Consider the following 20,263-nt stretch of genomic DNA (forward strand, 5'->3'; position numbering starts at 1 on the left):
GACCACTGATGACGGACACTCAGACGGCGGGGATCCCTGCGCCGACACCCGCCCCCGACCGCGAGCCGCTGCTCCGGGTGGCCGGTCTGACCCGGCATTTCCCCATCCACGGCGGGCTGTTGCGGCGCCGGACCGATGCGGTGCGGGCCGTCGACGGCATCGACTTCACGGTCAACGCGGGCGAGACCCTGGGCGTCGTCGGCGAGTCCGGCTGCGGCAAGTCGACCATGGGCCGGCTGGTCACCCGGCTCGACGAACCGACCGGCGGAACGATCGAGTTCGAGGGCACCGACATCACCCACCTGGGCGCCGGTGCGATGCGTCCGCTGCGCCGCGACATCCAGATGATCTTCCAGGACCCGTACTCCTCGCTGAACCCCCGGCACACCGTCGGCACCATCGTCGGCGCGCCGTTCCGGCTGCAGAAGGTGCAGACCGAACACGGGGTGAAGCGGGCCGTCCAGGACCTGCTGGAGCTGTGCGGGCTCAGCCCCGAGCACTACAACCGCTACCCGCACGAGTTCTCCGGCGGCCAGCGCCAGCGCATCGGCATCGCCCGGGCGCTCGCCCTGCGGCCCAAGATGGTCGTCGCCGACGAGCCGGTCTCCGCCCTCGACGTCTCGATCCAGGCGCAGGTGGTCAACCTGCTGGACGACCTCCAGCGCGAGCTGGGCCTGACGTACCTGATCATCGCGCACGACCTCTCGGTGGTCCGGCACGTCTCCGACCGGGTCGCGGTGATGTACCTCGGCAAGATCGTCGAGATCGCCGACCGGGACTCGCTCTACGCGAGCCCGCTGCACCCGTACACCAACGCCCTGATGTCCGCCGTGCCGGTGCCCGACCCGCGCCGCAGGCAGCAGGGCGGGCGCGAGCGCATCCTGCTCAAGGGCGACGTGCCGTCACCGATCAACCCGCCCAGCGGCTGCCGCTTCCGCACCCGCTGCTGGAAGGCCCAGGAGATCTGCGCCGCCCAGGAGCCGCCGCTCGCCGCGCTGAAGACCGGCCACCAGGTGGCCTGCCACTTCCCGGAGAACGCCCCCGCGGGCGGGGAGGCGCCCACTGGGGCCTGATGTCCGGGTGAGGCACGGCGGAGGGGAGGTGTCCGCGGGTTCATAGTTGTCCGGTGACTTCGCAGATCTTCCCCTCCGACGTGCAGCAGACGCTGGACCTCGTCGGCATCTTCGTCTTCGCCCTCTCCGGGGGGCTGCTCGCCGTGCGCAAGAACATGGACATCTTCGGGATCTGTGTGCTGGCGGAGGTCACCGCGCTGGGCGGCGGTGTGATGCGCGACCTGGTGATCGGGGCCACACCGGTGGCCGCGTTCTCCAACCTCGGCTACTTCTCGACGCCGCTGGTGGCCGGCCTGGTGGTCTTCTTCCTGCACCCGGAGGTCGAACGGATCAACCGGGCGGTGCAGACCCTGGACGCGCTCGGCCTCGGGCTGTTCTGCGTCACCGGTACCGCCAAGGCGCACGACTACGGGCTCGGTGCGGTGGCCGCGGTGGCGCTCGGCATGGTGACGGCGGCCGGCGGCGGCGTGATGCGGGACGTGCTGGCGGGCGAGATCCCCTCGCTGCTCCGCTGGGACCGGGAGATCTACGCCGTCCCGGCCCTGGTCGGCGCGGCGCTGGTGGCGGCGCTGATCGGCCTCGACCGCCTGACCGCGGTGACCGGCACGACGGCCGCGCTGACCGCGTTCGTGCTGCGGATGTGCGCCCTCAGGTTCGGCTGGCGCGCCCCCCGGGCCTGGCACCGCAACGGTTCTCGCACCAGCGAGGAGTAGGCGAGCCGCCGTACGCGAGCGAGATCGCCTCGGCGGTGCAGAGCAGCTCCGGCAGCAGCCGGGCCAGCTCGGCGGCCGGCACCCGGTCCGCCGGGGCGCTGACCGCACAGGCCGCGACCGCCTGCCCGCCGCTGCCGGCCACCGGGGCGGCCACGCAGGTCACCGCCTCCCGGTGCTCGGCCGACTCCGCGGCCCAGCCCTGGCGGCGCACGGCGGCCAGCTCGGCGGGCAGGCCGTCCTCCCGGGCGCCGTCCTCCGGCAGGCCGGCCAGCAGCACCCGGCCGATCGCCGTCCCGGCCGCCGGGGCGCGCCGGCCGATCCGGGACGGCCGGGCCGCGGCGCCGTCCCAGCGGCCGGCCAGCTCGTCCAGGTACAGCACCTCGCCGTCCTGCAGCACGGCCAGCTGGACCGTGAAGCCGCAACGCTCGTTGAGGGCCGCGAGATGCGGCGCGGCGACCTGCCGGACGTCGATCTCCTCCAGCGCCCGGTGCGCGAGCGAGAGCAGCCGGCCGCCGAGCCGGTAGCGCAGATCGGACTGGCGGTGGACGAAACCGTGCTCCTCCAGCGTGCGCAGCAGCCGCAGCGCGGTGGACTTGTGCACCCCGATGCCGGTCGCGGCCTGTTCGAGGGTGACCGGGCCGTCGCCGAGGGAGCCGAGGATGGTGAGCGCGCGGTCGACCGACTGCGACATTCCGCCCCCAGTCCCGTCCGGCCGATTGCAGTGGCCGTCAGGCTAACCGCTTCCCCGAGCGACAGGCCAACCACCCCACGGGCTTTGGGTCCCGTTCGGCCAACGGTGCGGCACAGTCGGGGCAATGGCCTGACCGCCCCTCGGCGGCCCTCTACAATCGGATGGTTATGCCATACCTGGACCACGCGGCGACCACGCCGATGCTGCCCGAGGCGATCGCCGCGATGACGGCGCACCTGGGGGTCGTCGGCAACGCCTCAGCCCTGCACGCGTCCGGCCGCCGGGCCCGCCGGGTGGTCGAGGAGGCCCGCGAGTCGCTCGCCGACTCGCTGGGCGCCCGCCCCAGCGAGATCGTGCTGACCGGCGGCGGCACCGAGTCCGACAACCTCGCGGTCAAGGGGCTGTACTGGGCCCGGCGCGGCGCCGACCCGGCCCGGACCAGGGTGCTCTGCAGCCCGGTCGAGCACCACGCCGTACTGGACGCGGTGCACTGGCTCTCCGAGCACGAGGGCGCCGAGGTCGAGTACCTGCCGGTCGACTCCGTCGGCCGGGTGCGCCCGGAGGCGCTGCGCTCGGCGATCGAGCGGGACCCTTCCTCGGTCGCGCTGGTCACCGTGATGTGGGCCAACAACGAGGTCGGCACCGTCCAGCCGATCGCCGAACTCGCCGCCGTGGCAGCCGAGTACGGCATCCCGACGCACGCCGACGCGGTGCAGGCGCTCGGCCAGGTCCCGGTCTCCTTCGCGGAGTCGGGGCTCACCGCGCTCACCGTCACCAGCCACAAGATCGGCGGCCCGTTCGGCATCGGCGCGCTGCTGCTGTCCCGCGGGGCGGCGCCCGTCCCGCTGCTGCACGGCGGCGGCCAGGAGCGCGACGTCCGCTCCGGCACCCTGGACGCGCCCGCCGCCGCCGGCTTCGCGGCCGCCGCGGCGATCGCGGTCGAACGCCGGGCGGAGCACCAGGAGGCGCTCGGCGCGCTGCGGGACGAACTGGTCGCCGCCGTGCTGGCCGCCGTCCCGGACGCGGTGCTCAACGGCGACCCGACGGCCGGGGGCCGGCTGCCCGCCAACGCGCACTTCTCCTTCCCCGGCTGCGAGGGCGACGCACTGCTGATGCTGCTCGACGCCCAGGGCATCGAGTGCTCCACCGGCTCGGCCTGCTCGGCCGGGGTGCCGCAGCCCAGCCACGTGCTGCTGGCGCTGGGTGTCGACCCCGCGCTGGCCCGTTCCTCGCTGCGGTTCTCGCTCGGCCACACCTCCGTCCGGGAGGACGTCACCGCGCTGGCCGCCGCCATCGCGCCCGCCGTCCAGCGCGCCCGCAACGCCGGTCTCGCGGCCGCCGCCCGGCGGTAGGAAACCCGGCCGCGCGTTCGCGGTGAGCACGTACCCTTGTTGGCATCATGACTGATTTCCCGGGTGCTCCGACCGTTCCGTCCACTGGCCGCCTGCGCGTGCTCGCGGCGATGTCCGGCGGGGTCGACTCCGCCGTCGCCGCGGCCCGCGCCGCCGAAGCGGGGCACGAGGTGACGGGCGTGCACCTGGCCCTCTCGTCCAACCCGCAGTCGTTCCGCACCGGTGCCCGCGGCTGCTGCACCATCGAGGACTCCCGGGACGCCCGCCGGGCCGCCGACGTGATCGGCATCCCGTTCTACGTCTGGGACCTCGCCGAGCGCTTCCGCGAGGACGTGATCGACGACTTCGTCGCCGAGTACGCGGCCGGCCGCACGCCCAACCCCTGCCTGCGCTGCAACGAGAAGATCAAGTTCGCCGCGCTGCTGGACAAGGCGATCGCGCTCGGCTTCGACGCGGTCTGCACCGGCCACTACGCCCGGATCGTCGACCTCCCGGACGGCCGCCGCGAGCTGCACCGCGCGGTCGACGCCGCCAAGGACCAGTCGTACGTGCTCGGTGTGCTCGACGCCGACCAGCTCGCCCACTCGCTCTTCCCGCTCGGCGACACCACCAAGGACGTCATCCGGGCCGAGGCCGAGCGCCGGGGCCTGGCCGTCGCCAAGAAGCCGGACAGCCACGACATCTGCTTCATCGCCGACGGCGACACCCAGGGCTTCCTGGCCAGGCACCTCGGCACCGCCACCGGCGACATCCTCGACGCGGACGGCACCAAGCTCGGCGAGCACGACGGCGCCTACGGCTTCACCATCGGCCAGCGCAAGGGCCTGCGGATCGGCCGCCCGGCCGCCGACGGCAAGCCGCGCTACGTCCTGGACATCTCCCCGGTGAACAACACCGTCACGGTCGGCCCGCTGGAGGGCCTGGACGTGACGGCGCTGACCGCGATCCGCCCGCGCTGGTGCGGCACCGAGGCGGCGGCCGAGGGCCGGTACACCGCCCAGCTGCGCGCCCACGGCGAGGAAGTGCCGGTCACCGCCGCCGTGGTGGACGGGGAGCTGCGGGTCCGGCTGGACAGCGCGGTGCGCGGCATCGCCCCCGGCCAGGCCGTGGTGCTGTACGACGGCACCCGGGTGGTCGGCTCCGCCACCATCGCCACCACCGAACGCCCGGCCGTCCGCGCGTAAGGCAACGCTTCGGGCGGGCCGGCGGACTCCGCCCGGCCCGCCCGCTCTATGGCAGCGTCCGGGAGCCTTTGCCGCCGAAGCCCGACAGCCACCCCTCGCCCCGGTCGCCGGACCGGCTTTCGGTGGTCCCCAAGGGCTCCTATTCTCCCGCACATGAGTAACAGCGCCGGGAAGTCCCAGTCAACGCAGCTCCACTCGGTGTCCGTTGCCGGGGCGGTGGTGCGAAGGGACGGCCGGGTGCTGGCGATTCGCCGGGCCGACAACGGGACCTGGGAGCCTCCGGGCGGCGTTCTGGAGCTGACGGAGGCCATCGAGGACGGCGTGCGGCGCGAGATCTACGAGGAGACCGGGATCAAGGTCGGTGTGGAGCGGCTGACCGGCGTCTACAAGAATATGAACCGGGGGATCGTCGCCCTGGTCTTTCGTTGCCGCCCCGAAGGCGGGAGCGAACAGCTCTCGGACGAGTCGATCGAGGTCGACTGGCTCACGCCGGCCGAAGTGTCCGGTCGCATGGCCGAGGTGTACGCGGTGCGGATGCTGGACGCGCTCCGGGAAGACGCCGCACCGAGCGTCCGCACCCACGACGGTCGTCACTTGATCGGTGAACACACTGTCCGATGAGCGAGCCGCCAGGCCGTCCGGATAAGCGGCTGAGCCGAGCACCAGGCTCGTGATAGACCGGACGCACTATGAATATCTGTGTTTTCTGCTCCGCGTACTCCCTGGACGACCGTTACACCGACCCCGCCGCCGAGTTCGCCCGGCTGCTCGGGGAGGGGGGCCACACGCTGGTCTGGGGCGGCTCCCACACCGGCCTGATGGGGCTGCTCGCCGACGGGGTGAAGGCCGCCGGGGGCCGGCTGGTCGGGGTCTCGGTCGACCTGCTGGCCGACAAGGTCTACCAGGGCGCCGACGAGCTGGTGATGACCCGCGACCTCGCCGAGCGCAAGGCCCAGCTGCTGACGCGCGCGGACGCGGTCGTCGTCCTGGTCGGCGGCCTCGGCACGCTGGACGAGGTCACCGAGGTGCTGGAGCTCAAGAAGCACGCGCTGCACGACAAGCCGGTCGTCGTCCTGGACACCGAGGGCTTCTACGCGGGCCTGCGCACCCAGCTGGAGCGGATGGACGCCGAGGGCTTCCTGCCCCGGCCGCTCGGCGACCTGATCGGCTTCGCCGGGACCCCGGCCGAGGTCTTCGAGCAGCTCAAGACCGGCGCCTGAGAGGATCGGGGACATGGCTACCCATCTGATCACCGGCGCGGGCTCCGGCATCGGCGCCGTCGTCGCCGAGCGCCTCGCCGAACGCGGGGACGACCTCTGGCTGCTGACCCGCGACGCCCGCCGGGCCGCCGAACTGCGGGAGCGCTTCCCCGGGGCCCGGACGCTGGTCGGTGACCTCGGTGACCCGGCCAAGCTCTCCTGGGCCCTCGGCCACCAGGAGCTGCCGGTCCGGCTGGACTCCCTGCTGCACATCGCCGGCGTCGTCGAGCTGGGCCAGATCGGCGACCTGCCGGTCAAGGCCTGGCAGGACACCCTCGCCGTCAACCTGGTCGCCCCCGCCGAGCTGACCCGGCTGCTGCTGCCCTCGGTCCGGCTGGCCAAGGGCCATGTGGTCTTCGTCAACTCCGGTGCGGGGCTGCGGGCCAGTGCCGAGTGGGGGGCGTACGCGGCCAGCAAGCACGGGCTGCGCGCGCTCGCCGACTCGCTGCGGCTGGAGGAGCACGAGCACGGCGTCCGGGTCACCTCGGTCTTCCCCGGCCGGGTCGCCACCGCGATGCAGGTCAAGGTGCACCAGCAGGAGGGCAAGGAGTACGACGGCGACCGCTGGATCGCCCCCGAGTCCGTGGTCAAGGCCCTGCTCACCGCCATCGACCTGCCGCGCGACGCCGAGATCACCGAGATCACCGTCCGCCCGGGCCGCTGAGCCACCGCCGCCCGGCGCAGCGCAACCCTGTGCCGGGCGGCGCTCCCGGCGCACTAGGCTCGGACAGGTGAGCAACGGACACTCCTTCCCCGACCTGCGCGGCGCCGCCACCGGCGTCGGATCGCTGCCCGGTACCGACGCGCGGGAGGCCGCCAGGACCTCCACCGGGGCGCTGGAACAGCTGCCGTTCCTCCCCGAACTGCCGGCCCGCGGCCCCGGCGCCGACATGATCGGACGCGGAGCCGGCCTGCTGGTCGAGCTGTTCGCGCAGACCGAGCCGAGCGGCTGGCGGTTCACCGACCGCCCCGGCCGCGACACCCGGCGCGCGCACTCCTGGCTCGGCGAGGACCTGGACGCGCTGGAGGAGTTCACCCAGGGTTACCAGGGCGCGCTCAAGGTCCAGGCCGTCGGGCCGTGGACGCTGGCCGCCGCGATCGAGCTCAGGCACGGCGAGAAGGCGCTCGCCGACCCCGGCGCCTGCCGCGACATCGCCGGCTCGCTCACCGAGGGCCTGCGCCGCCATCTCGCCGACGTCCGCAAGCGCATCCCGGGGGCGGAGGTCGTGCTCCAGCTCGACGAGCCCTCGCTGCCCGCCGTGCTGGCCGGCGACGTGAAGACCGCCAGCGGCTTCCAGCGGCTGCGCTCGGTCGACCGCCAGGTCGCCGAGGAGGTGCTGCGCGAGGTGATCCGGGGCCTCGACGCCCCCGTGGTGGTGCACTGCTGCGCGCCGCGGGTACCGATCCCGCTGCTGCGCCGGGCCGGAGTGGCCGGGATCTCGCTGGACTTCACGCTTCTCACCGACCGGGCGGACGACGATCTCGGCGAGGCGGTCGAGGCCGGCACGATGATCCTCGCGGGTCTGGTGCCCGCCGTTGACCTGCCCGTTTCTCAATCAACGGCAGTGTCCGACCCGGCCGGTATGGTCCAGGGTGTCAGGACGTTGTGGCGCAGGCTCGGGTTCGCCCCGGAGCTGCTGGGCCGGCGCGTGCTGGTGACACCCACCTGCGGACTGGCCGGGGCCTCCCCGGCCGGTGCGCGCAAGGCGCTGTCACTGAGCGTGCGGGCGGCCCAGAGCCTGGTGGACAACCCGGAATGAGAACGTAGGAGGGCTTGCGGTGGTGGCTGTCGAGGGCTGGGAGGAGATCCCGGCGGAGGTCCGCAGACGGCACGCCGAGCTGGCGGCCGAGATCGAGGACCACCGCGCCCGCTACTACGAGCAGGACGCGCCGATCATCAGCGACGCCGACTTCGACGCCCTGATGCGGGCGTTGGAGGCGCTGGAGGCCGAGCACCCGGCGCTGGTGACGCCGGACTCCCCGACCCAGCGGGTCGGCGGCGCGCCCACCGTGCTGTTCGCCCCGGCCGAGTACCGGGAGCGGCTGCTCAGCCTGGACAACGCGATGGACGACGACGAGCTGGCCGCCTGGGCCGAGCGCGTCGCCGCCGAGCTGGCCGGCATCGACTACCACTACCTCTGCGAGCTCAAGGTCGACGGCATCGCCGTCAACCTCACCTACGAGAACGGCCAGTTGGTCAAGGCGGGGACCCGCGGCGACGGCCAAGTCGGCGATGACATCACCGCCAACGTCCGCACCATCAAGGAGATCCCGCACCGGCTCAAGGGCGACGACATCCCCGAGCTGGTGGAGATCCGCGGCGAGGTCTACTTCCCGACCGACGCGTTCGAGGCGCTCAACGCCTCCTTCGCGGAGGAGAACGAGCGCCGCCGGCTGGAGAACGAGGAGCGCGCCAAGGAGGGCAAGCGCCCCCGGGCGATGATCCGGCTCTTCATGAACCCGCGGAACGCCGCCGCCGGCTCGCTCCGCCAGAAGGACCCGCTGATCACCGCCGCCCGCCCGCTGCACATGGTGGTGCACGGCATCGGCGCCCGGGTCGGCTTCGACATCGACAACCAGTCGCACGCCTACCAGCTGCTGCACGACTGGGGCCTGCCCACCGCCCGGCACAACAAGGTGGTCGGCACGCTGGCGGAGGTCCGCGCCTTCATCAAGCACTTCGGCGAGCAGCGGCACTCGGTCGAGCACGAGATCGACGGTGTGGTCGTCAAGGTGGACGAGATCGCCCTGCAGGGCCGGCTCGGCTCCACCTCCAAGTCCCCGCGCTGGGCCATCGCCTGGAAGTACCCGCCGGAGGAGGTCACCGGCAAGCTGGCCGAGATCAAGATCAGCATCGGGCGCACCGGCCGGGCCACCCCGTACGCGGTGCTGGCCGAGCCGGTCAAGGTGGCCGGCTCGATGGTCCAGTACGCGACGCTGCACAACCAGGACGTGGTGAAGGCCAAGGACGTCCTGCTGGGCGACACCGTGGTGCTGCGCAAGGCCGGCGACGTCATCCCGGAGATCCTCGGCCCGGTCTACGACCTGCGGGACGGCGACGAGGTGCCGTTCGTGATGCCCTCGCACTGCCCCGAGTGCGGCGAGGAGCTGCGGCCGATGGCCGAGGGGGACATCGACCTGCGCTGCCCCAACGCCCAGTTCTGCCCGGCCCAGATCCGCGAGCGGATCGCCTTCCTCGGCGGGCGCTCGGCGCTGGACATCGAGGGCCTGGGCTACGTCGCGGCCACCGCGCTGACCCAGCCGCTGGCGCCGGTCGCGGCGCCGGTGGGGAACGAGGGCGACATCTTCGGCCTGACGGTGGAGCAACTGCTGCCGATCAAGGTGCTGGTGCGCGACCAGAAGACCGGCATGCCCAAGCTCGACGACGAGACCGGTGAGGAGAAGGAGGTGTTCTTCTTCGCCACCACCACCGGGGCGCCGAAGAAGAACACCGGGCTGATGCTCGACAACATCGAGAAGGCCAAGGACCGCCCGCTCTGGCGCTTCCTCAACGGCCTCTCGATCCGGCACGTGGGCCCGGTCGCGGCCCAGGACCTGGCCCGGGAGTTCCGCGACCTGGACGCGATCTTCGCGGCGGGCGAGGAGCTGCTGGCCGCGACCGACGGCGTCGGCACGGGCACCGCGCGGTCGATCATCGAGTGGTACCAGGTGGACTGGCACCGGGAGATCGTGGAGAAGTGGCGCGAGGCCGGCGTCCGCTTCACCGAGGAGGCCCCCGAGGAGGAGGCCGAGCGCCCGCTGGAGGGCCTGACCGTCGTCGTCACCGGCACGCTGACCGGCCACACCCGGGACGGCGCCAAGGAGGCACTGACCTCGCGCGGCGCGAAGGTGACCGGGTCGGTCTCGAAGAAGACCCACTTCGTGGTCGCCGGGGACAATCCCGGGTCCAAGTACGACAAGGCGGTCCAGCTCGGGCTGCCGGTCCTCGACGACGCGGGTTTCGCCGTCCTGCTGGAGCAGGGTTCCGCCGCGGCCCGGGTCCACCTGGGCCTGCCGCCGGAGCCCGTGGTCGAGGAGCCGGTGAAGAAGGCGCCCGCGAAGAAGCGCGCCGCGAAGGCCGCGGCGGAGCCTGCGGCGGACGTCACGGCCGGCGGCGCGGCCGACCTCGCTGCCGACCTCGCTGCGGACCTCGGCGCGGAGGCCGCCGGACAGGAGCCCGCGGCGGAGGAGCCCGTCGAGGGCTGACCCGCGCGCGGAAGCCCGGGATTTGTCTTGTTATCGTCCTGATGCACCGTCATCAGGTGCCGCACGGTGAAGGCGGGCATTGTGTCACCGTGCGGCACCGGAGCGCGGTGGCGCTTTTCCGGTTGTCCGAAAGTCTGCCCACCGGGTGGGCCCGGGAATACCCTTGAGCGCAACAGAGTGTCAGCAGGGGTGGGGGCACCGGCTGAGCCGGTTCTCCGCGGGGTCGCTCCATGCCCGGCAGCTGCCGGCGCCGGTACGGTGCTTCACCGTTAAGGCGGCCTGACGGGGCGGTCCCGACGGAGGACAAGGCTTATGGATCGTACGACCGGCGGTGCGCCCACACGCCCGCCGCAGGGGGTGGCAGGTGCGGTCCTGCTGCTCGGCGTACTGCTGGCCGGCGCCGCACCGCTCATCCCGCTGGCCGTCCTGGTCTACCGGTACGAGCCCGAGCTGTTACCGCTGTTCGCGGTGCCCCTGGCCGTCCTGGTCGCGGCCTGGCGGATCGCCCGGGACCGGGCCCGGGACCAGCTCACCGACCCGCTGACCGACCTGCCCAACCGACAGGCCCTGCTGCTGGCAGCCCAGGAGGCCATCGCCGAACACGACGAGGGCTACAGCGTCGGTCTCATCCTGCTCGACCTCGACCGGTTCCGGTCGCTCAACGACACCCTCGGCCATACCGCCGGCGACCGGCTGCTGGTGCACATCGCCCGCCGGCTGCACCGTGCGCTGCGCTCCGGAGGCCCGCCGGGCAGCGCGACCAGGGGATCGATCGACGACGTCTTCGCCGGGCTGCCCCCGCGCTACCGGCGCGGCCGCCCGCTGGTGGCCCGGATGGGCGGCGACGAGTTCGCCGTCCTGCTGCCCGGCATCGGCTGCCCGAACACCCTGGAACGGGTCGCCAAGGCGCTGATCGCCGAGCTGGCGGCGCCGATCCGGCTGGACGGGCTGCTGCTCGTCCTGGAGGCCAGCGCGGGCGTCTGCGTCTACCCGCAGCACGCCCAGGACGCCGAATCGCTGCTGCGCCGCGCCGATGTGGCGATGGCCCACGCCCAGCGCGGCCACAGCTGCGTCGAGCAGTACGACGAGGCCCAGGACGCCGACACGCCCTACCGGATCGGCCTGCTCGGCGATCTGCGGCGGGCCCTGGAGACCGGCGAGGTGCAGCTGCACTACCAGCCGAAGGTGGCCTTCGACGGCCGGGTGGTCGGACTGGAGGCGCTGCTGCGCTGGGAGCGCCCCGGCCAGGGCAAGGTCTCGCCGGACGAGTTCGTCGGGCTCGCCGAGTCCAGCGGTCTGATGCCCCGGCTGACCGACTACGTGCTGGAGGCGGCCGTCGGCCAGCTCGCCCACTGGCGCGAGCAGGGCCTCCAGGTGCAGGTGGCGGTGAACGTCTCACCGCGTGACGTGCTCAACCCCGGCTTCGCCCAGCGGGTCGCCGGGCACCTGGTCCGCCACCAGGTGCCCGCCCACGCGCTCCAGCTGGAGATCACCGAACGGCTGCTGCTGGACGACTCGCGCCGGGCCGCCGACACCCTGGCCGAACTGCGCGGCTACGGCGTCGGGATGTCCCTGGACGACTTCGGCACCGGCCACTCCTCACTGGTGCGGCTGCGCAGCCTCCCGGTCGGCGAGCTGAAGATCGACCGCTCCTTCGTCTCCCGGATGGTCGCGGACGACCACGACGCGGCCGTGGTCCGCTGCTCGGTGGAGCTGGCCCACTCGCTCGGGCTGACCGTGGTCGCCGAGGGCGTCGAGGACGACGAGACCTGGGAACGGCTGCACCTCATGGGGGTGGACGCCGTCCAGGGCTGGCTGGTCTCGGCGGCGCTGCCGGCCGAGCAGGCCACCGCCTGGCTGCGGGTGCACCGGACCGGCGCGCCGCCGGTGGAGCGGATGTCCGCGGCCACGCAGCTGCCCCCGGGCATGCAGCCGGTCCTGCCGCCCGTGCTGCCGCCCGTCCTGCCGCCGGTGATCCAGGCGGTGCAGGCCGCGCAGATGGAGATCCAGGCCCCAGGCGTCCCCAACTGGGCCCCGACCAGGCCGCAGTAGTCCCGCCCGCGGCCGCTGTGACCGGTCCGCGCGCTCACTCGTTGGCCGGTGGCCGGGTCGGGCCCCATAGGATGGGGGCCAAAGACCAAGAGGACGGGGCCGCCGAGCCGGCTGCCCCCGCCCGGGCCCGGCACCGCCTGACCGCATCGCCGGGCCTCACCAGAACTCACCCCTGAGGATCGCTGCATGCCTGGCATCACGCGCGAGGAGGTCGCCCACCTCGCTCGGCTGTCGCGTCTTGAGTTGCAGGCCGAAGAGCTGGACCACTTCGCCGAGCAGCTCGACGTGATCATCGGCGCGGTCGCCCGCGTTTCCGAGGTCGCCGGACAGGACGTCCCGCCGACCTCCCACCCGCTGCCGCTGACGAACGTCATGCGCGCGGACGAGGTGCGGCCGTCGCTCACCCCGGACCAGGCGCTGGCCGGCGCCCCGGCCGCCGAGGAGCAGCGTTTCCGTGTGCCGCAGATCCTCGGGGAGGACTGAACCACCCATGACTGACCTGATCCATCCCTCCTCGCCCGCCTCCGGCGAGGAGGGTCCCTCTGCCACTGGAGCAGCTGCCATGGGCATCACCAAGTGGACGGCCGCCGACACGGCCGCCGCCATCGCCAAGGGCGAGGTCTCCGCCGTCGAGGTCGCCCAGGCCCACCTGGACCGCATCGAGGCCGTCGACCAGAAGGTCAACGCCTTCCTCCACGTCGACACCGAGGGCGCGCTCGGCGCCGCCCGCGCCGTCGACGAGAAGCGCGCCAGGGGCGAGGAGCTGGGCCCGCTGGCCGGCGTCCCGCTCGCGCTGAAGGACGTCTTCACCACCAAGGGTGTCCCGACCACCTGCGGCTCCAAGATCCTCGAAGGCTGGATCCCGCCGTACGACGCCACCCTGACCTCGCGTCTCAAGGACGCCGGCGTGGTGATTCTCGGCAAGACCAACATGGACGAGTTCGCGATGGGCTCCTCCACCGAGAACTCCGCCTACGGCGTGACCGGCAACCCGTGGGACCTCAGCCGCATCCCCGGCGGCTCCGGCGGTGGCTCGGCCGCCGCGCTGGCCGCCTACGAGGCCCCGCTGGCGATCGGCACCGACACCGGCGGCTCGATCCGCCAGCCCGGCGCCGTCACCGGCACCGTCGGCGTCAAGCCCACCTACGGCTCGGTCTCCCGCTACGGTCTGGTCGCCTTCTCGTCCTCGCTGGACCAGGGCGGCCCGTGCGCCCGGACCGTGCTGGACGCGGCGCTGCTGCACGAGGCCATCGCCGGCCACGACCCGCTGGACTCCACCTCGATCGACGCGCCGGTCCCGGCCGTGGTCGAGGCCGCCAAGCGGCGCGACATCCGCGGCATGCGGATCGGCGTGGTCAAGGAGTTCGCCGGCGAGGGCTACCAGGCCGGCGTGATGCAGCGCTTCAACGAGTCCGTGGAGCTGCTGCGCGAGCTGGGCGCCGAGGTCGTCGAGGTCTCCTGCCCGTCCTTCACCCTCGCGCTGCCCGCGTACTACCTGATCGCGCCCAGCGAGGCCTCGTCCAACCTGGCCCGCTTCGACGCGATGCGCTACGGCCTGCGGGTCGGCGACGACGGCACCCGCTCCGCCGAGGACGTCACCGCCCTCACCCGTGAGGCCGGCTTCGGCCCCGAGGTGAAGCGCCGCATCATCCTCGGCACCTACGCCCTCTCCTCGGGCTACTACGACGCCTACTACGGTTCGGCCCAGAAGGTCCGCACGCTCATCTCGCGCGACTTCGACGCCGCCTTCGCGGGCGTGGACGTGCTGGTCTCCCCGACCACCCCGACCACCGCCTTCCCGATCGGCGAGCGCGCCGACGACCCGATGGCGATGTACCTGGCCGACCTCTGCACGATTCCGTCGAACCTCGCGGGCAACGCGGCCATGTCGCTGCCCTGCGGACTGGCCCCGGAGGACAATCTCCCGGTCGGCCTGCAGATCATCGCACCCGCGATGGCGGACGACCGCCTGTACCGCGTGGGCGGCGCCGTCGAGGCCGCACTCAACGACAAGTGGGGGCACACCCTGCTGGAGGAGGCACCGGCACTGTGAGCAAGATCGAGAAGGCGAAGGGCTTCAAGCACTCGAAGCCGGGTCTGTGGCTGTCCATCGGTACCAGCGCCTTCGGCGCGGTGTCGATCGTCAAGGACGTCAAGAAGGCCCGCGGCGAGCACGACACCCTGAAGCTGATCAACGCCCTGGTCGGCGCCGCGGCCCTGGTCACCGGCACCGCCCTGCTGGTGCGCGAACTGCGCCGCCTGGGCGACGACGACGTGCTGCTGGGCTGAGCGCCCCGGCCCGGCCCCGCGCGAGCGGCGGCCGGGCCCGTACCTCCCAAAGACTTTTAGCGAAGGGGACGCTGTGAGCGTCAAGAACCTGGTCTCCTACGAGGACGCTCTCGCGTCGTACGACCCGGTGATGGGCCTTGAGGTCCACGTCGAGCTGGGCACCAAGACCAAGATGTTCTGCGGTTGCTCGACCGAGCTGGGCGCCGAGCCGAACAGCCAGGTCTGCCCGACCTGTCTGGGCCTGCCGGGCTCGCTGCCGGTGGTCAACGCGATCGGCGTGGAGTCGGCCGTGAAGATCGGTCTGGCGCTGAACTGCGAGATCGCCGAGTGGTGCCGGTTCGCGCGGAAGAACTACTTCTACCCGGACATGCCGAAGAACTTCCAGACCTCGCAGTACGACGAGCCGATCGCCTTCAACGGCTACCTCGACGTGCAGCTGGAGGACGGCTCGACCTTCCGGGTGGAGATCGAGCGCGCCCACATGGAGGAGGACACCGGCAAGTCCAGCCACGTGGGCGGCGCCACCGGCCGGATCCACGGCGCCACGCACTCGCTGCTGGACTACAACCGGGCCGGCATCCCGCTGATCGAGATCGTCACCAAGCCGATCGAGGGCGCCGGCGAGCGGGCCCCCGAGGTCGCCAAGGCGTACGTCGCCGAACTGCGCGAGCTGATCAAGGCGCTGGGCGTCTCCGAGGCCCGGATGGACAAGGGCCAGATGCGCTGCGACGTCAACCTGTCGCTCCGCCCCAACGGCACCGAGACCTTCGGCACCCGCTCGGAGACCAAGAACGTCAACTCGCTGCGCAGCGTCGAGCGGGCCGCCCGGTTCGAGATCCAGCGGCACGCCACCGTGCTCATCGACGGCGGCACCATCATCCAGGAGACCCGGCACTTCCACGAGGAGGACGGCAGCACCACCTCCGGCCGGATCAAGGACAACGCCGAGGACTACCGCTACTTCCCCGAGCCGGACCTCGTCCCGATCGCGCCCTCCCGCGCGTGGGTGGAGGAGCTGCGGGCCGGGCTGCCGGAGCTGCCGCGGGTGCGCCGGGCCCGGCTGCAGGCCGAGTGGGGCCTGTCCGACAAGGACATGCAGTCGGTGCTGAACGCCGGTGCGGTCGAGCCGATCCTGGAGACCATCGCCGCGGGCGCCCCGGCCGACCAGGCCCGCAAGTGGTGGATGGGCGAGCTGGCCCGTCGCGCCAACGAGACCGGCACCGACCTGAGCGAGCAGCCGATCACCCCGGCGCAGGTCGCCCGGGTCGCCGCGCTGGTCGCCGAGGGCAAGCTGAACGACAAGCTGGCCCGCCAGGTCATCGAGGCCGTGCTGGCCGGCGAGGGCGAGCCGGACGAGGTCGTGGCGAAGCGCGGCCTGGCCGTCGTCTCGGACGACTCCGCGCTCGGTGCCGCCGTCGACCAGGCCATCGCCGAGAACGAGGCGATCGCCGCCAAGATCCGTGACGGCAAGGTCGCCGCGGTCGGCGCCCTGGTCGGCGCGGTCATGAAGGCCACCCGGGGCCAGGCCGACGCGGCGCGCGTCAAGGATCTGATCCTGGAGCGGCTTGCCGTGGAAGGACAGTAGGCGCAGTCTGGAGCGGCCGGGCGCTGCCTAAGCGGCGGCCGAGGCTCCTAAGGCCCGCGCTAAGGCCCGCCCAGGCCCGCCGAGCGCGGCCGGCTGAGCACCGAGGCCCGGATCCGCCCCCTTACCGGGGTGGATCCGGGCCTTCGCCGTTCCCCGGCCGGTCCGGCTAAGGCCCGGGCGGGCCGGAAGATGCGGCAGGCTGCCGATGCGGCACACCCCCCTTGCGGAGGAGGCTCATTCCAGATCGAGCGGATCGATCGGACCGAGAAGCAACCACGAGGGGAACCACCGTGATCGAGTACGAGCTCATCCAGCAGCAGGTGCGCGAGCTCCACGCCCGCGCCGACCGGCAGCGGCTGGTCCGCGAGGCGCGGAACGCCCGGCGGGCCCAGAGCCGGCCGGTCGCCACCCGTGCCGAGCGGCGCGCCACGCGCCTGCGCGAGTGCTGACGGACCGGCACCGGGGCGGTGCCGAGGCGAGCCGGGAAGGGGAGGTGCCGCAGGACGGCGCCTCCCCTTCCGGGCGTCCGGAGGGCGGGATAACCGCTCGGCCCGGTCAGGCGGCCTGTGGCATGCTCGCCTCCATGCAGCAGATATCGGTGAGTCCCGTCTTCGTCGGCCGCGGCACCGAGATCACCGCACTGACGGACTCGCTGCGACGGGCCGGGTCGGGGCACCCGCAGGCGGTGCTGATCGGCGGCGAGGCCGGCGTGGGCAAGACCCGGCTGCTGGAGGAGTTCCTGGCGCGGGCCTGCGGCACCGGGGGAGTGGTGACCACCGTCGGCGGCTGCCTGGAGGTCGGCGCCGAGGGCCTGCCGTACGCGCCGCTGGCCACCGCGCTGCGCCGGCTGCACCGCGGCCTCGGACCCGAACTGGAGGCCGCCGCGGCCGGCAGCGAGGGCCATCTCGCCCGCCTGCTGCCCGAGTTCGGCGAGGCCGACGGCGAACCGAACGACGAGTACGGCCGGGCCCGGCTGTTCGAGCACACCGCGAGGCTGTTCGAACGGCTCGGCACGGACCGTACCCTCGTCCTCGCCGTCGAGGACCTGCACTGGTCCGACCGCTCCACCCGGGAGCTGTTCGCCTACCTGGTCCGCACCCTGCACCGGGTCCGGGTCCTGCTGATCGCCACCTACCGCACCGACGACCTGCACCGCCGCCACCCGTTGCGGCCCTTCCTCGCCGAGCTCGAACGGCTGCGCACCGTCCAGCGTCTGGAGCTGGAGCGGTTCGGGCCGGGGGAGGTGGCCGCGCAGCTGGCCGGCATCCTCGGCACCGCCGTCCCCGACCGGCAGCTCGTCGACCGCATCCACCGCCGCTCCGAGGGCAACCCCTTCTTCGTCGAGGAGCTCGCCACCGCCCTCCACGACGGCTGCCGGGCCGGGCTCACCGACTCGCTGCGGGACATCCTGCTGGTCCGGGTCGAGGCGCTGGACGAGGAGACCCAGCGCGTCCTGCGGATCGCCGCCGAGGGCGGCTCGACGGTCGAACACGCGCTGCTCGCCGCCGTCCTGGAGGACGAGGAGGCGCTGATCGAGTCGCTGCGGACCGCCGTCGGCGCCAGCATCCTGCGCCCCGACCCGGACGGGGACGGCTACCGCTTCCGGCACGCGCTGGTCCGCGAGGCGGTCTCGGACGACCTGCTGCCCGGCGAGCGGCACCGGATCAACCGCCGCTTCGCGACCGTCCTGGAGGAACAGCCGCAGCTGGTCGGCGCGGACGTCCGCCCGGCCCGGCTGGCCAACTACTGGTACCACGCGCACGATCCGGCCCGCGCCCTGCCGACCGCCCTGGACGCCGCCCGGGAGGCCCGCCGGCGCAACGCCTTCGCCGAGCAGCTGGGCATGCTGGAGCGTGCCCTGGAGCTGTGGGACCACGTCTCCGAGGAGGTGCTGGCACACACCCTGCGCCCCTACGACTGGGCCGAGACCTACCCGCCGTGCGCCTGCGCGGCCGGCGCCCACGACCCGGGCTGCGACCGGCTCCAGTTGATCGACGTGCTGGCCGAGGCGGTGGTCGCGGCCCGCCGCAGCGGGGACCGCGAACGCGGGCTGAGCTTCGCCCGGCGGGCGCTCAAGATGGTCGACGAGCGGGAGAACCCGGCCCGGGCGGCCTGGTTCCGGATCAACCGGGCCCGGATGCTCGGCCATCTGCGCCGCTCCGGCGACGAGGAGGAGATCGCCCACGCGCACCGGCTGGTCGAGCACCTGCCGCCGTCCGCCGTGCAGGCCGAGGTGTTCGCGCTCGGCGCCGGCGCCGCGATGCTCAAGAACCCCGGGCACGAGCAGGTCGAACTCGCCGAGCGGGCCGTCCTGATCGCCGGTGAGGTCGGCGCGCACGCCGTCGAGCAGCACGCCAGGATGACGCTCGGCTATCTGCGCAACGACCTCGGCGCCGACCCGGAGACCGCCCTCGCCGAGCTGACCGCCGCGGTGGAGGCCACCCGGCCGCTCGGTGTGCCGGACGTGCTGCTGCGCGGCCTCAACAACCTGGCCAGCATGCTGCGCGGGCTGGGCCGGGCGGAGGAGGCGGTGGCGGTGGCCCGGGAGGGGCTGGAGTACGCGGACGGCAACGGGCTGGTGCGCAACATCGGCACCATCCTGACCGGCAACCTCGCCGAGGCGCTGATGGACCTCGGGCGGATCGAGGAGGTCACCCGGGTGCTCGCCGACGGCGACCTGACCAGCCCGACCGGCACCCACGCCGAGTTCCTGGACCGGATGCGCGGTGAACTCGCCATGCTCCGCGGCGACCTGGCCGAGGCGGCGGAGATGCTGGCGCAGGCCAGGACGGCCAACCGGATCGGCCAGGTCCAGCACTCCGTGCCGATCAGCCAGCTGGCGGTGCGGATCGCCGCGCGGAGCGGGCGCCCGATGGAGGCCAGGGCCGAACTTCTCGCCGTGCTGGAGGGCGAACTGCCGCGCGGCTACGAGTCGGACCTCCTGCCGCTGCTGGTGGACGGGGCAGGGGTGGAGGCGGACACCCGGGGCCTGCCGGAGGCCGGCCCGGACCGTGCGCGGGTGCTGGCCCTGATCGCCGCCACCGCGGCCGGGCTGGTCCCCAAGGCGCCGCTGCACCACGGCTGGGCCAGGCTGCTGGAGGGCGAACTGGCCCGTGCCGAGGGGGCCGACACCCCGGCGCACTGGGCGGCCGCCGTCGAGGCGCTGCGGCCGACCGGCCTGCCGTACCCGCTGGCGCTCGCGCTGCTGCGGGCCGGCGAGGCCGAGGTGCTGGCCGGGCGCCGTGAGGCCGCCGCCGAACTCCTGCGCGAGGCACGGGAGCTGGCCGGGGTCCGGTCCGACCGGCCCCTGCTGGCGGAGATCGCCGGTCTGGCCGACCGGGCCGGACTGGCCCTCACCACGTGCCCGGCGGGGCGGGCGAAGACACCGCTCCCCGGTGACTCCTTCGGCCTCACCCCCCGTGAGCGGGACGTGCTCCGATTGCTCGCGCAGGGCCGCACCAACCGGCAGATCGCCGAGGTTCTGTACATATCGCCGAAGACCGCGAGCGTGCACGTCTCCAACATCCTCGGCAAGCTGGCGGTGGCCGGCCGGGGCGAGGCCGCCGCGCTGGCGCACCGGTTGCGGCTCTTTCCGGACGAGCCGGTCCCGGCCGGCCGCTGATCCACGCACCGCCCGGCGCCGTCGGGGCACCGGCCTGGCCCGGCCCGATGATCGCCGGGCGCTGCCGCGTGCTCCCGTGCGCGCCGCGTGTGCCCCCTCCCGCGCGCCGCCGCCAACCGGGCCGATCCGGCGGAATCGGGTGCATTTCCCTACCCCCCGGCCATTACTCTAAGTTGAGTGTGCGTGTCATTGAGTGACCGAAGTGGTGTAGGGTCCCGATCGGGAACATCGGTGCGG

General features: G+C 73.2%; 16 protein-coding genes and 1 pseudogene. 16 read left to right on the forward strand and 1 reads right to left on the reverse strand.

Translation table 11 applies throughout. The features are described 5' to 3' along the window. Nucleotides 1–8 precede the first annotated feature (8 nt). Nucleotides 9–1,073, forward strand: coding sequence for an ABC transporter ATP-binding protein (locus tag ACIQIB_RS16160; protein WP_400758464.1), 1,065 nt, complete (start codon nt 9–11; stop codon nt 1,071–1,073). 53 nt (nt 1,074–1,126) lie between these two features. Beyond that, nucleotides 1,127–1,786: a trimeric intracellular cation channel family protein gene (locus ACIQIB_RS16165; protein ID WP_400758466.1), complete on the forward strand. Its 660-nt coding sequence runs from the start codon at nt 1,127–1,129 to the stop codon at nt 1,784–1,786. Here the strand turns inward: ACIQIB_RS16165 and ACIQIB_RS16170 are convergent. Further along, a complete protein-coding gene (locus ACIQIB_RS16170; protein WP_363610749.1) occupies nt 1,722–2,477 on the reverse strand; it encodes an IclR family transcriptional regulator in 756 nt (251 codons plus the stop codon). The genes ACIQIB_RS16165 and ACIQIB_RS16170 overlap by 65 nt on opposite strands. Before the next feature lie 167 nt (nt 2,478–2,644). Here ACIQIB_RS16170 and ACIQIB_RS16175 point away from each other — a divergent pair, with 167 nt between their 5' ends. From ACIQIB_RS16175 to ACIQIB_RS16240, 14 genes and pseudogenes are all read left to right on the forward strand, one after another. Continuing rightward, on the forward strand, nt 2,645–3,829 hold the full coding sequence (locus ACIQIB_RS16175; RefSeq protein WP_400758468.1) for a cysteine desulfurase family protein: 1,185 nt from the start codon (nt 2,645–2,647) through the stop codon (nt 3,827–3,829). Between the two features lie 47 nt (nt 3,830–3,876). Continuing rightward, the gene (mnmA, locus tag ACIQIB_RS16180; protein WP_363610753.1) at nt 3,877–5,013 is read left to right on the forward strand and encodes a tRNA 2-thiouridine(34) synthase MnmA; all 1,137 of its coding nucleotides are present in this window, start codon (nt 3,877–3,879) and stop codon (nt 5,011–5,013) included. A gap of 141 nt (nt 5,014–5,154) precedes the next feature. Next, nucleotides 5,155–5,634, forward strand: coding sequence for an NUDIX hydrolase (locus ACIQIB_RS16185; protein ID WP_400758493.1), 480 nt, complete (start codon nt 5,155–5,157; stop codon nt 5,632–5,634). A gap of 68 nt (nt 5,635–5,702) precedes the next feature. Beyond that, nucleotides 5,703–6,233: a TIGR00730 family Rossman fold protein gene (locus ACIQIB_RS16190; RefSeq protein ID WP_363610761.1), complete on the forward strand. Its 531-nt coding sequence runs from the start codon at nt 5,703–5,705 to the stop codon at nt 6,231–6,233. A 13-nt stretch (nt 6,234–6,246) separates the two neighbouring features. Continuing rightward, nucleotides 6,247–6,936 (forward strand): SDR family oxidoreductase, encoded by a 690-nt coding sequence (locus ACIQIB_RS16195; RefSeq protein ID WP_400654750.1) that lies wholly within the window; start codon nt 6,247–6,249, stop codon nt 6,934–6,936. A gap of 67 nt (nt 6,937–7,003) precedes the next feature. After that, nucleotides 7,004–8,032 (forward strand): methionine synthase, encoded by a 1,029-nt coding sequence (locus ACIQIB_RS16200; protein WP_363610767.1) that lies wholly within the window; start codon nt 7,004–7,006, stop codon nt 8,030–8,032. Between the two features lie 19 nt (nt 8,033–8,051). Further along, entirely contained in the window at nt 8,052–10,478 is a 2,427-nt protein-coding gene (gene ligA, locus ACIQIB_RS16205; RefSeq protein ID WP_400758470.1) for an NAD-dependent DNA ligase LigA, read from the forward strand. Nucleotides 10,479–10,853: 375 nt separating this feature from the next. Then, a pseudogene (locus ACIQIB_RS16210) lies at nt 10,854–12,600 on the forward strand (putative bifunctional diguanylate cyclase/phosphodiesterase); the annotation flags it as partial. 116 nt (nt 12,601–12,716) lie between these two features. Beyond that, nucleotides 12,717–13,013, forward strand: coding sequence for an Asp-tRNA(Asn)/Glu-tRNA(Gln) amidotransferase subunit GatC (gatC, locus tag ACIQIB_RS16215; protein WP_030302932.1), 297 nt, complete (start codon nt 12,717–12,719; stop codon nt 13,011–13,013). Nucleotides 13,014–13,092: 79 nt separating this feature from the next. Continuing rightward, nucleotides 13,093–14,583 (forward strand): Asp-tRNA(Asn)/Glu-tRNA(Gln) amidotransferase subunit GatA, encoded by a 1,491-nt coding sequence (gene gatA / locus ACIQIB_RS16220; RefSeq protein ID WP_363610773.1) that lies wholly within the window; start codon nt 13,093–13,095, stop codon nt 14,581–14,583. Then, a complete protein-coding gene (locus ACIQIB_RS16225; RefSeq protein WP_363610775.1) occupies nt 14,580–14,819 on the forward strand; it encodes a hypothetical protein in 240 nt (79 codons plus the stop codon). The genes gatA and ACIQIB_RS16225 overlap by 4 nt, the downstream gene beginning before the upstream one ends. Before the next feature lie 73 nt (nt 14,820–14,892). Further along, entirely contained in the window at nt 14,893–16,404 is a 1,512-nt protein-coding gene (gene gatB / locus ACIQIB_RS16230; protein WP_363610777.1) for an Asp-tRNA(Asn)/Glu-tRNA(Gln) amidotransferase subunit GatB, read from the forward strand. A 290-nt stretch (nt 16,405–16,694) separates the two neighbouring features. After that, nucleotides 16,695–16,853, forward strand: coding sequence for a hypothetical protein (locus ACIQIB_RS16235; protein WP_400654756.1), 159 nt, complete (start codon nt 16,695–16,697; stop codon nt 16,851–16,853). Nucleotides 16,854–16,987: 134 nt separating this feature from the next. Beyond that, nucleotides 16,988–20,026: an AAA family ATPase gene (locus ACIQIB_RS16240; protein ID WP_400758472.1), complete on the forward strand. Its 3,039-nt coding sequence runs from the start codon at nt 16,988–16,990 to the stop codon at nt 20,024–20,026. The last annotated feature ends 237 nt before the right edge of the window (nt 20,027–20,263 follow it).

The organism is Kitasatospora sp. NPDC092286 (assembly GCF_044755565.1).
In the GTDB taxonomy this organism is placed as follows: Bacteria; Actinomycetota; Actinomycetes; order Streptomycetales; family Streptomycetaceae; genus Kitasatospora.

What these genes read in the sequence shown, in the direction of transcription:
- ACIQIB_RS16160 (WP_400758464.1), top strand. Translation starts at nt 9, where the DNA reads ATGACGGACACTCAGACGGCGGGGATCCCTGCGCCGACACCCGCCCCC.
- ACIQIB_RS16170 (WP_363610749.1), bottom strand. Translation starts at nt 2,477, where the DNA reads ATGTCGCAGTCGGTCGACCGCGCGCTCACCATCCTCGGCTCCCTCGGC.
- ACIQIB_RS16175 (WP_400758468.1), top strand. Translation starts at nt 2,645, where the DNA reads ATGCCATACCTGGACCACGCGGCGACCACGCCGATGCTGCCCGAGGCG.
- mnmA (WP_363610753.1), top strand. Translation starts at nt 3,877, where the DNA reads ATGACTGATTTCCCGGGTGCTCCGACCGTTCCGTCCACTGGCCGCCTG.
- ACIQIB_RS16190 (WP_363610761.1), top strand. Translation starts at nt 5,703, where the DNA reads ATGAATATCTGTGTTTTCTGCTCCGCGTACTCCCTGGACGACCGTTAC.
- ACIQIB_RS16195 (WP_400654750.1), top strand. Translation starts at nt 6,247, where the DNA reads ATGGCTACCCATCTGATCACCGGCGCGGGCTCCGGCATCGGCGCCGTC.
- gatC (WP_030302932.1), top strand. Translation starts at nt 12,717, where the DNA reads ATGCCTGGCATCACGCGCGAGGAGGTCGCCCACCTCGCTCGGCTGTCG.
- gatA (WP_363610773.1), top strand. Translation starts at nt 13,093, where the DNA reads ATGGGCATCACCAAGTGGACGGCCGCCGACACGGCCGCCGCCATCGCC.
- ACIQIB_RS16240 (WP_400758472.1), top strand. Translation starts at nt 16,988, where the DNA reads ATGCAGCAGATATCGGTGAGTCCCGTCTTCGTCGGCCGCGGCACCGAG.